This is a genomic window from Paenibacillus helianthi (assembly GCF_001909055.1).
In the GTDB taxonomy this organism is placed as follows: Bacteria; Bacillota; Bacilli; order Paenibacillales; family Paenibacillaceae; genus Paenibacillus_AQ; species Paenibacillus_AQ helianthi.
In genome coordinates this window covers 19,997-31,503 of the sequence record NZ_LVWI01000057.1, presented here as the reverse complement: position 1 = coordinate 31,503, position 11,507 = coordinate 19,997, and the positions used below count along the sequence as shown (strand labels likewise).

General features: G+C 42.9%; 10 protein-coding genes. 6 read left to right on the top strand and 4 right to left on the bottom strand.

All coding sequences use genetic code 11. From position 1 onward, the window contains the following. Position 1 precedes the first annotated feature (1 nt). The 4 genes from A3844_RS21485 to A3844_RS21470 all read right to left on the bottom strand — a co-directional run bounded on the left by A3844_RS21485 (position 2) and on the right by A3844_RS21470 (position 2,368). Entirely contained in the window at positions 2-577 is a 576-nt protein-coding gene (locus A3844_RS21485; protein ID WP_074100504.1) for a class I SAM-dependent methyltransferase, read from the bottom strand. A 30-nt stretch (positions 578-607) separates the two neighbouring features. Further along, a complete protein-coding gene (locus A3844_RS21480) occupies positions 608-1,105 on the bottom strand; it encodes a DedA family protein (RefSeq protein WP_074100503.1) in 498 nt (165 codons plus the stop codon). Between the two features lie 213 nt (positions 1,106-1,318). After that, the gene (locus A3844_RS21475) at positions 1,319-1,843 is read right to left on the bottom strand and encodes a histidine phosphatase family protein (protein WP_074108411.1); all 525 of its coding nucleotides are present in this window, start codon (positions 1,841-1,843) and stop codon (positions 1,319-1,321) included. Between the two features lie 48 nt (positions 1,844-1,891). After that, complete coding sequence (locus tag A3844_RS21470; protein ID WP_074108410.1) at positions 1,892-2,368, bottom strand: tautomerase family protein; 477 nt, start codon at positions 2,366-2,368, stop codon at positions 1,892-1,894. Positions 2,369-2,624: 256 nt separating this feature from the next. Between A3844_RS21470 and A3844_RS21465 the strand changes: the two genes are divergently transcribed. The 6 genes from A3844_RS21465 (at position 2,625) to A3844_RS21440 (ending at position 11,505) form a co-directional block, all read left to right on the top strand. Beyond that, positions 2,625-3,188 carry a PadR family transcriptional regulator gene (locus A3844_RS21465; RefSeq protein ID WP_074108409.1) on the top strand — a complete coding sequence of 188 codons (564 nt, stop codon included), beginning with the start codon at positions 2,625-2,627 and terminating at the stop codon, positions 3,186-3,188. Between the two features lie 407 nt (positions 3,189-3,595). Continuing rightward, entirely contained in the window at positions 3,596-5,209 is a 1,614-nt protein-coding gene (locus A3844_RS21460; RefSeq protein WP_341864899.1) for a sensor histidine kinase, read from the top strand. Between the two features lie 39 nt (positions 5,210-5,248). Beyond that, the gene (locus tag A3844_RS21455; RefSeq protein WP_074108408.1) at positions 5,249-6,832 is read left to right on the top strand and encodes a response regulator; all 1,584 of its coding nucleotides are present in this window, start codon (positions 5,249-5,251) and stop codon (positions 6,830-6,832) included. A gap of 144 nt (positions 6,833-6,976) precedes the next feature. Then, the gene (locus tag A3844_RS21450; RefSeq protein WP_074108407.1) at positions 6,977-8,557 is read left to right on the top strand and encodes a type 2 periplasmic-binding domain-containing protein; all 1,581 of its coding nucleotides are present in this window, start codon (positions 6,977-6,979) and stop codon (positions 8,555-8,557) included. Positions 8,558-8,665: 108 nt separating this feature from the next. Continuing rightward, a complete protein-coding gene (locus A3844_RS21445; RefSeq protein WP_074108406.1) occupies positions 8,666-10,435 on the top strand; it encodes a family 43 glycosylhydrolase in 1,770 nt (589 codons plus the stop codon). 164 nt (positions 10,436-10,599) lie between these two features. Further along, a complete protein-coding gene (locus tag A3844_RS21440; protein WP_074085771.1) occupies positions 10,600-11,505 on the top strand; it encodes an ABC transporter permease in 906 nt (301 codons plus the stop codon). Positions 11,506-11,507 lie beyond the last annotated feature (2 nt).

The window sequence follows — 11,507 nt, the reverse complement described above, 5'->3', positions numbered from 1 at the left end:
TTCATTTAATTATAACATTTCCCCTTTTACGGCAGACATAGACGAAAGCGGGAGGGAAATTAAGTGGTACATACTTTATTGTATCAATATTAAAATATTTGGTAAGCTGCTTCTTCATTTGAAGTGAATATTGAAAGGCGATAAATAATCCTTCAGGTTTGAGGGATTCATAAATCTGTTCAACCAAAGTATTTCTTATTGCAGGTTCAAAATTAAAAAAAGGCAATCCGCTAAAAATACAATCTAACTGATGGATATTCGCATCTTTCATGGTTTCTACTAAATGAGCAGCATTACGATGGCAAGAAAAGTTAGGATACTCCATCTTCAAGTTATTCCGCATCGTTTTATCCATCTCAAATAGCAGGACTTTAGTTGTGTTAGTTACCTTAGTATTCAATATACGAGTAATCGCACCAGTGCCTGATCCGAGCTCTGCAACTGCATTAATCTCATGCCAAGGTGCTTGGTTTACCATGCTGCGCGCCAGAAATCGGGAACTTGGCGTAACACTGCCCACCCGTTTTGGATCTTGAATAAAGCTTCGTAAGAATAAAAAATTTTCATTTAATCCCATTTGATTTTCCTCCATGAGTTTCTGGAATTTTTAGGTGTTGAACCATTTGGAGAGGATATGATTTCCAAAGAATGTTCCTGCGGAGAAGAAGAGTAAGGTCCAACCTAAAGCACTAGAATATGAAATAAGGGCGAACCGTCTATAGCTTGTTCCGCTAAGTCCGATTAACATCGGAATGATATATCGTACAACGGGAATAAACATGCCTATATACATAGCCGTATGCCCTCGTTTGTTTAGAATCTGCTCGGCCCTTTGCAAATGTCTATTCTCCAGAAATTTGTTCTTCAGCTTTTGACCAAAGAATTTTCCTGCAAAAAAAGAAAGCGTAAAGGCAGTTAATAACCCTGATAAAACGCAGAGGTAAGTCATCCACGGATTAATCACTCCTATATGGCTCAGAGTAGCGCCGGTGAGGATTGTAATTTCATTAGGGATTGGAATTCCAAAAGGACCTAACGTAAAAGCAAGATAAAAAATCAGATATCCATACTGATGGATTAGCTCTAAGATCGTATTACTGACCAATATTCCACCTCCTTTGCTTGCTTTAGTAAATAAAGCTTAACTAAAAAATCTGAGGAATTAGGTAGAAGAATTCTAAAGGATTTCTGAAGACGTTTTAAACCTGATGATGGAGTATAAAAAAAAGCAGGTTTTCCAGACGAATCTGGGGAACCGGCTTTTCGTTGCAAGCTATAGAGGTATACGCCGTGCGGCGGGACATTGGTCAATTGAAAGTTAGAACTCGTAAGTCTTCAGTTCTCCATTTCTTGATGCAAGTTTCAGAACATTTCCATCCTCGGGCATCCCTTCGAAATAGGCTCTAATCGTCCCTGTGGTACACTGGTGTCCGGATATGAGAATATTGATTTCTTTGCCAGCGTATTTTTCCTCAAGCTCTTTTATAAATCCAAACACTCTGGTGACATAATTGGCGACATTTTCGACTCCCTCGTAAAGGCTGGGATCGGGAATGCCGCCGGCCAGTCTAACCTCTTCTTTTTTCAGGCCGTCGGCTGTGCCCAAGTCAAAAACATTAAGACGTTCATCGATGTTAGCCTTCATGACAGTTGCAATTTCAGCTGTCTGAACAGCCCGCTCCTGTGGTGAGGAGAAGATATAATCGAACCGGATTCCGCTGATCTGTTCTTTCAGTTTCTCCGCTTGCTGGATTCCAGGGCTGTTCAAGGGAAGCCCCTTGCGGCCCTGAACTCTTCCTTCCTTATTCAGATCTGTCTGTCCGTGCCTGATCACATAAAGCATGACTAACCTCCTGTCGTAGCTATTAATTTGACCTGATCTCTTTGAGATTTAGATGAATGAAAAATTGTTGCGGATGGCCTTAGCTTTTTCTTCGGTAAAGACGCCTGAATCAAGCAGGTCCAATATGGATAATACTCCTCCACGGGAACCCCAGCTGCCCTTATCAATTACTTGGAAGGATACCCACCAACCCGGAGAGGGCTCCTTTACGTCAAGGGCCTCGGCCAAACTGGAAAGTGTATTCTGAATAACTTCTTTTCGAACCTCATTTCTCCAATCTCCGTCCATGACCAGAATATTTATGAGGATGATATCCTTTTCCGGTGTATCCACTAGTAATTTTCCGCCAATCCCCATATGTCCGGTAGAAAACTCGGAGAAACGTACTTGGAAACCTTCGCGTGCCGGCGGGCAAAACTGTCCAACCTCTGGAACCAGCACTGCATCTGTCAGTGTCTCCGCGAGAATACGGCGTTGCTCTAGAGAAATTCGGCCTTCCGGATAGTTAACTGCAATCATAGTCATGATACTTTCGCTCCTTTTTTGTAGGTCACGCCCAATAAAAGTAGTACAGCTTCTGAATGAGTGTTCTGCTCATACTTATAATCTAAATCGCAAATAAACCCCTGTCAATAAAGATTATTATAAAAATATATATTATATTAATATATGGACTAAAGCAGTGTGCCTTCAGCTGAAAATGCTTTATAATAAACATGCCAGCTTCGTCGTGCATTGGCGGATTGATTCTGGCAGCATTTCATAGGAGGTTATACAACAAATGGCTTCACTATCTGCAAAAGAGAATACGATGCTTGCAATACTGGGTATCCTTTCCATAGGTCCGCACACTGGCTACGATATTAAACAGCATATGGAAGATAGCACGCAGTATTTTTGGAAAGAAAATTACGGCCAAATTTATCCGGGGTTAGCCGAGCTTTTGAAAAACAGGGATGTGGCAGTCGAAATTCAGCGCCAGGATGGCAAGCCTGATAAAAAAATATACAGCATTACAGAACAGGGAAAGCAACACTTGAAAGATTGGCTCTCCCAGCCTATGGAACACATGGTGATGCTGAAGAAGAACGAATTACTGCTAAAAGTATTTTTCGGCAGTAATACTTCATCTGACATTATTATCGGGCATATCCAGGATCATAAGAAAAAGCTGGAGGAAGCATTGCGGATTTTTTTGGGGCTTGAGGAATGGCTGCTAAAGCAAGAGCCGGATGACCCTAATATCAAGTACTGGCTAATTACCAATGATTATGGCAAAAAGCAATTTAGCAGCCTTATTCAGTGGTGTGATGACAGTATTAGCTTGCTTAATAAATCCATTTGAATCCACTGTCGTGAGAAAAGATTACATGCCTAGCCGGGCCCGTATAGGGTTCGGCTTCTATGCATGCACTATTTTATTTATAGAAACGGAAAAATCATGTAAATATCCCTGAAAAAAATTAAAAATCCCTCTTCAATTCAGAATCTCCTATAGTATACTTTCTTGTAAATGCAATCTTAATGAAGGAAGGGCCCTGTATGGAACGAACCCGCAATCCTTGGAAAAGAAGAATATTTACAAGATTAAAAAATATGAAATTACAAAATAAGCTGATGCTTGGTTATGTATTGGTATGTGTTATTCCTCTATTATCTGTAAGCGCATTCATATTTCAACAATCTGCAAAGGGGTTAGAGGAATCTTCTCAGGAGTTTGCTTCACTCTATACTTCGCAAATAAGGAGTACTTTGAATGAATTTCTAAAAGAATATGAGGAGGTTACGAAGTCGGTACTTGTAGACAACGATATCATTTACAGTCTCGGCGATACGAAAAATTTGCCTTTTGACGAAATAGTTAATCAAAGACTTGCTGTGCAGCGTTTGCTGATGCGAGTCGCATTGCTCAAATCGGAGATGAGTACGGTGATGCTGGTCAGCAGAGATGACAGCGTGTATCAGTTCAGCAGTTCAACGAACAAAGTGAATGAGAACATGCTGTTGGCTCAAGAGTGGTACAAGGGGCTTAGGGATTCGAATGAAACCTTCTTCATCACGGGACTACATGACCGTTCCTACTATGAGGATAAAGGGGAGGGAGCGGTCGTAACTGCGGGAAGAGTGCTGTTCAGCTCAGATGGGGCATATGCAGGAATGCTGCTTATTGATCTAGACCCCTTTACATTGCTGCAGCTGGATCATGAGTTCATTTTGGCCAGGGATAAGTACGGTATAAGTGTAGTTATCACTAATCTTAAGCAACAAATCGTCTACCATTCTGATGCTGCCAGCGGACAGTTATCCTGGAAACAAGTTATGGACTCAGGAGCCAGCTATATTAAGAATAACGAAACTAAAGATCACATTGTTTTATTAGGAAGGACCTCCCAAGGGGAGTTGTTAATTCGAACGGATATCCCCCGCTCAAGGCTTCTTCAAAAAATTAATCAAATTAAAGTCATGACTGTCGTTGTCATTCTGATGAGTTGTCTGGTTATAACGCTGTTCTCATTTGGTTTGAGCTATACGATTACCAAGCCCATCAAGGCTCTCCGGAGAAGTATGAAGCAAGCAGAAGTGGGACAATATCTGGCTATAGAGAAAGAGCAGGCTAATGATGAAATCGGAAGTCTGGTGCACAGCTACAACAAAATGATTACAACCATCCGAACTTTGATAGAGGATGTGTATATCGGAGAAATCAAACAGCGGCAGGCAAAATTCATCGCTCTCCAGAATCAGATCAATCCTCATATGCTCTACAATACCTTAGAATCCATTCGTATGAAGGCTTTGATGAAAGATGATGATGAGACCGCGGATATGATTAAAATTCTGGCACGCATGTTCCGGCTGGTCTTAGCCAAGGAAGGTAAGCAGCATTCAGTTAAACATGAACTGGAATATACAGCAAATTATCTGCAGCTTCAGAATATCCGTTTTGATCACATGTTCAAGTTTGAGTTCGAGATACCTGATGAAATGCTGGGGTGCAGCATCATCCCTCTGGTCTTTCAACCGATTGTTGAAAACAGCATTAATCACGGTTTTGAGGACTACAGCCGTATTATGGATATCAGGATTGAGGGCAGTTGGACAGAACAAGGAGAAATGTTATTTCGGATTATGGATAACGGAATGGGTATGAGCCCGGACAAGGAAGCCGAACTGCGTGCGCTTTTAGACGGAGCGGATTCACATAAATACAAATTGGAGATCATTGGTGAACAAACGGAAAAAGGACTGGGTCTCTTAAATATTGCTGAACGTATCAAGCTCCATTACGGCGACCGGTATTATCTAACCATCGTTCCCGGAAATGTGGAGGGAACAACCATTGAAATCCTGATACCAGGGAATTGAATACCAACGGCAATGAACAGACAGCAGGAGGAGATTGGGATGAAAGTAGTAATCATAGATGACGAAAAAGGTATCGTGGAAGGACTCAAAAAGATCATAGGCCGCTATCTTCCAGAATGTAAGGTTGTTGGAGTAGCTTATAACGGGCTTGAAGGATACGAAATCATACAAAAGCTCCGCCCGGATATTGCAATAACGGATATACGTATGCCCAAAGCAGATGGTCTCGATATGATTAAAATGCTGGAAGAAACGAAAGTTCAGACTAAATTCATTCTGTTAAGTGGATATGCAGATTTTGAGTATGCCAGAAGAGGGATGAAGCTGGGAGTACAGTTCTACATTAACAAGCCGGTTGAGGAAGAAGAGTTGCGTGACAGTGTGAACCAGGTCATGGAACGGATTCGTGCAGACAGGATCAAGCTTCAGAGTTTAGACGAATTAAAGAATGCAATGCATAGCCGGATTCAGGAAGAAACCCTACGGGACATTCTTGATATCGGGAATGATCAGACCAGTCTGGTGGATGAGCTGCTTCGCAGTGCTCAAATTCCTACAGCAGGCATCTGGTTCAATTCTATCCTGATTGAGATTGAGGGCAGTACGGATGTGCTGAAGGAGATTGGTTTTCAGCCACTGTTACATCTGATAGACCAAGCTTTAAGAAATTACCATCAAGTATACTGCTTCCGGTATTTCGGCCCGCAAATTGCGATTGTGATTGCACATAACAGCAATATTTTGCATGGCAGATTGCTTCATGTGATACAAGAACTGAAACAGGCGGTCTACCGTGATCTGAATCTGACGATCAGCGTAGGCATTGGTGCAGTGTATAAGCGGACAACGGGGATGTGCCAGTCTTTCGAAGAAGCACGGAATGCACTAAGCTACAAAGTGATTAAGGCAGGAGATCCTGTAATTTCCTATAATGAAATTATAACAATGACAGACCACAGTCATCCGGTGCCGGAGGAGATGATATCCAAACTGGAAACTGCACTTGATAATATGGACGAGGAAGAATGTGTGGACATCATCCACGAAATTTTCAGGGGAATGGTAGCCGAACCGGGAATGTCTCCCGCAGATCTGCAACTATGGTGTTTAAACATCCTTCTGTCAAGCATCCGAAGGCTGTCATTCCAGCAGCTACAGCAGAATGAACTGGTAGGCAGACACATTCTGTCTTTGGAAGGCTTTTCGCGGTTTAGGACGCTTGAGTATTTGGAGGAATGGATGATACAAGTCATTCGAGGGATCATCCATTTCAAGTTGGAACATAATCTATCTCATAGAAAAGATATTATATCGGAAATTAAGCTATATGTGTCTAAACATTATAATGAACAAATCAGTCTTGCTGATTTGGCTGCGCGTTTTTTTATCAGTCCTTTTTATTTAAGCCAGCTGTTCAAAAGAAAAACAGGAGACAACTACTTGAATTACTTGACCCAACTGCGGATCGATAAAGCAAAAGAACTGCTGGAGAATACAGATTTGAAAGTGTACGAAATTTGCCGGATGGTTGGATATTCTGATGCGCAGCATTTTGCGCGGATGTTTGAAAAGTTTACAGGATACAAGCCCAGAGATTTTCGCAAAAATCTGCCGAATAGCTAAACGTAATGAGTCATTCCTTAGGAATGGCTTTTATTTTATTGAAAATGACATGTTTAAACTTAAAAATGCCCATTTGAGTGTGGAATTGACTGATTGTATCATTTTAATTGTAAGCGGATTCAAAAAATGTTAAGGGGGAACAAGATGATATTCAAAAAAATGGGGTTGATGTTAGCGACAGGCGCCTTGGCCATTACAACCATATCCGGTTGCGGCGGGAACAATAACAATTCCGGAAGTTCAACAGCTGCTAACCAGAATCAGGCTGCTGGCGGAGATGGAATTGTCGATATTGAAGTTTGGGGCACTAACATTGGGTATAAGCCGATTGAGAAGGGAAGCAAGCTGTACGAATTCTATAAGGAAAAGCTCGGTGTTGGCGTCATCCATCCATATGTGGAATGGAACGGAGGAACGAATTATCTTAACCAGTTGAACCTGAAGATTGCTGCTAACGAAATGCCGGACCTTTTTCTGCCGCAGCAAGGTCTCGAGGACAGCTTGGCCAAAAACGGTGCACTTGCCGATCTGACAGAACTGCTGCCTAAGTATGCACCGAATCTGTGGAATGCCATCCCGCAGGATATGTGGGATATCGTAAAGGCAAATGATCCTACGGGCCAGGGCAAAATCTATTATATTCCGGGTATGGTTGACTACGGAAGATACGCCAGCATGATCCGCCAGGATTGGCTCGACAAACTTGGTTTGAAAATGCCTACTACCCAAGATGAGTATGTAAAGGTGTTGGAGGCTTTCCGGGATAAGGACCCTAATGGCAATGGGCAGAAGGATGAACTTCCTACCGGCGGACGGGAGCAGGTACGGTGGATGGACCAATTGTTCGCGATGTATGGTGTAGCGATGTTTGAAGGCTACCCGGACTGGGATATTTATGACGGTAAGCTGACTTATTCCGCGGTGACTCCGAACATGAAAGCATCCTTGGAGTTCATGTCGAAGCTGTATAAGGAAGGATTAATTGACAAGGAGTCGCTGCTGAACAGCAAAGACAAGTGGGATGGCAAGATTCAATCCGATAAAGTAGGGAATTACTTCCATTGGGTAGAATCGGGTTATTTGCCTCTGGAGAACTTGTTCAAAAATACCGGCGTAAAAGCTAATTTCACTGTACTGCCTGTTCCAAAAGTTGAGGGCTATGAAGGCTTCTATACCTGGAAAAGATTCACTCCTCCTGCTTGGGTAGTGAAAAATAACAAAGATGAGAAAAAACTGATGGCTACTCTAAAATTGCTGAACAACATGTATGACAAAAAAGTCTGGAAGGATTTGTATTTAGGCGTAGAGGGCATGCATTATACGATGAAGAATGGCCAAGCCACGAAGCTGCCGGATGACAAGAGCACACAGGAAAACCTGATTCTTGATCCCTATTCCAAAATATCCACCCTTGATTTCATGATGGATCTCAACAAGAGCACTGCTTCAGCGGATAGAATGTGGGCGATTGATCAGGTGAACCGTAATATGAAGGAAGCCCAGAAATATGCCAAAGTCATTGCTGGTGATGGCATGCCAGCCAGTGTATATGAGGGCTTCCCGGACATAAACAATCGTACACTTTACGTGGAATACGCTTCAAAAATTATTATTGGACAATACCCGCTCAGCAAGTTTGACGAGTTCGTAGAGAAATGGAATAAGTCCGGCGGTGAAGAGGTCACTAAGCGGGCCAGAGAATGGTACGCAAAAGTCAAGAAATAAAGGATTAACGCTAAAATTCCGCTCGACACATTTTACAGTCGGGCGGATTTTCTGTGTAAAACCTGTAGATTTAGGTGTTGATACCAAAGTAAAGGGATGTGAAGAGAAATGACTTATGTATGTAATCCGCTGAATATTGAATATAAATATCAGATCGTAGAGACAGCAGGGACCCGAGTTACCTTCAGGGAAGCTGCGGACCCGTCGCTGGTTATCTTTCATGGAGAATATTATCTGTTTCCTTCGATGACGGCTGGATTTCTGACAAGCAGCAATATGACCGATTGGACCTTCCACCCGCTCAAGGGAGTGCCGGTTTACGACTACGCTCCTGATGTGCGGGTAATCGGGGAGTATCTTTATTTTTCAGCATCGAATAAATCAAGAAACTGCTCATTTTACAGGACAAAAGATCCGATCAGCGGTGAATTTGAGGAAATCCAGGGGACGTTCCCTTTTTGGGACCCCAATTTGTTCCTGGATGATGACGGAAGGATCTATTTCTACTGGGGGTGTTCCAACCAGACGCCTATTTACGGAGTAGAGCTTAATTTGGAGGATATGAAGCCTATAGGAGAAGCATCTCCGCTTATTTATGGTAACAGTACTAAGATTGGCTATGAAAGAAAAGGTGAAAATCATAACCTCAGATCACCAGAAGAGATTGAAGAAATCGTTCAAAAATTTGCCGGGATGCATCCTGATGCTCCGGAAGAACTTTTGATTAAATTTAAAAACACTATAGGAAACGATCCTTACATTGAGGGAGCCTGGATGGAGAAGCATAACGGGAAATATTATCTTCAATATGCCAGCCCCGGGACAGAACATAACATCTACTCGGACGGTGTCTATATTTCGGACAAACCTCTAGGGCCATTTACGCTGGCAGCCAATAACCCGTTTTCTTACAAGCCGGGAGGATTTATACCAGGGGCCGGACACGGGTCAACCATGACAGATAATTATGGGAATCTATGGCATGCCTCTTCCATGAGAATCAGTATGAATTATATATTCGAAAGAAGACTTGGGCTCTGGCTGGCGGGATTTGATCAGGACGGAGAGTTATTCTGTAATCAACGGTATGGAGACTGGCCCTATAAAATCGAGCAAAGGCAGATGAATCCATGGAGCCATCCGGAGTGGATGCTGCTATCTTACGGCAAACCGGCTGAAGCCTCTTCTCATGAAGAAGGTAGACAGGCATTCCAGGCAACGGACGAAAATGTACAGACCTGGTGGAGGGCGGAGTCCAACTCCCCTGGAGAATGGCTGGAAATCGATCTGGAGCATGTATGCGATGTGCATGCGGTGCAGATCAATTTTGCTGATGATCAGATCAATGCAACCCTTCCTATGGAAACAACGCTGCAAGGTGAAAGACTGATAGATGATCGTCAGTATTATACCAGATGGCTTCTCGAAGGCTCAACGGACGGCAAGGAATACTTTGTAATGAAAGATAAATCTGAAGCAAATACCAATTTGCCGCATGATCTAGTCCTGCAAGAGGAGGGGACGAAAGCCAGATTTATCAAATGTACAGTAATTTCATTACCCTTTAATCAGTCTGCCTGTATTTCCGGACTTAGAGTGTTTGGGATCGGCAAGGGAACGTCCCCGGGACAAGTCAGTGGCGTCCAAACAGAATGGATAAGCAAGCTTGATCTTTCCGTAAGTTGGGAGAGAGATGAAGCTGCAGGATATAATGTGCTCTGGGGATTTGCTCCGGACAAGCTGTACCATAGCCATATGGTATTCGGCTGTAATGAATTAACAATTAAAGCGTTGATTGAAGATCAGCCGCTGTATGTAAGAGTTGATGCCTTTAATGAAACAGGGATAACTGAAGGGTGTGTATACCGGGCAGTCTGAGAGAAGGGGGCCGCTCGGCTCGCAGGGATTCCTAAGAAATACGTATCAGATATTCCTTTAAATGACCTGGTAGGAACTTAAAAACGCCTGATTGAGCGATGAATCTGATAATTATATAGTTACATTGTAAACGAATTCAACACGAGATATTAGGAGGGAAAACATTGAAATCTATTGCATCTCATCAGATGAAGTTATACTGGCCGCTTTATGTGATGGCGATTCCGGGAATTATATTTCTCATCGTATTTAAATTCATTCCGCTGGCTGGTGCTGTAATCGCCTTCAAAGACTATTCCGTATTCCAGGGCTTTATTGATAGTCCTTGGGTAGGATTTAAGCATTTTGAAACCCTGCTGCAGCATCCTGACTTTCTCAATGTATTTAGCAACACTCTACTGCTGGGATTATTCAAGCTTACGATTGTTTTTCCGGTTCCAGTTCTGCTGGCGCTAATGATTAATGAGATCCGGAAATCGGCACTGAAGAAAGGAATTCAGACTGCACTATACATCCCGCATTTCTTGTCATGGGTAATCGTAGGAGGGATTCTCTTCGATTTCTTTTCACTAAGCGGAATGTTCAACATTATCCTTGGATGGTTTGGTGCCGAGCCTGTACTGGCGATGCAGGAAAGCGCATACTTCAGACCGATTTATGTGCTGGCTTCCATATGGAAGGATGCTGGGTGGGGAACCGTGGTCTACATGGCCGCAATCAGTGCAATTGACCCTCAGCTCTATGAATCAGCGATGATCGATGGGGCCTCCAGAATCAGACAAATCAGACATATTACATTCCCGATTCTGCTGCCTACCGTGCTTGTACTGTTCCTGCTCGATATCGGGAATTTCTTGGATCTCGGATTCGATCAGGTATATAACCTGCTGACTCCGATGACTTACAACGTGGGAGATATCTTGGATACTTATGTGTTCCGAACGGGCATTCAGCAAGGACAGTATAGTTTTGCAACAGCAGTTGGATTGTTCCAATCGGTAATTGGATTTATCATGGTCTATACGTTTAACAAGTTGTCCAATAAGGTTTCGGATGGGGGGCTCTGGTGACT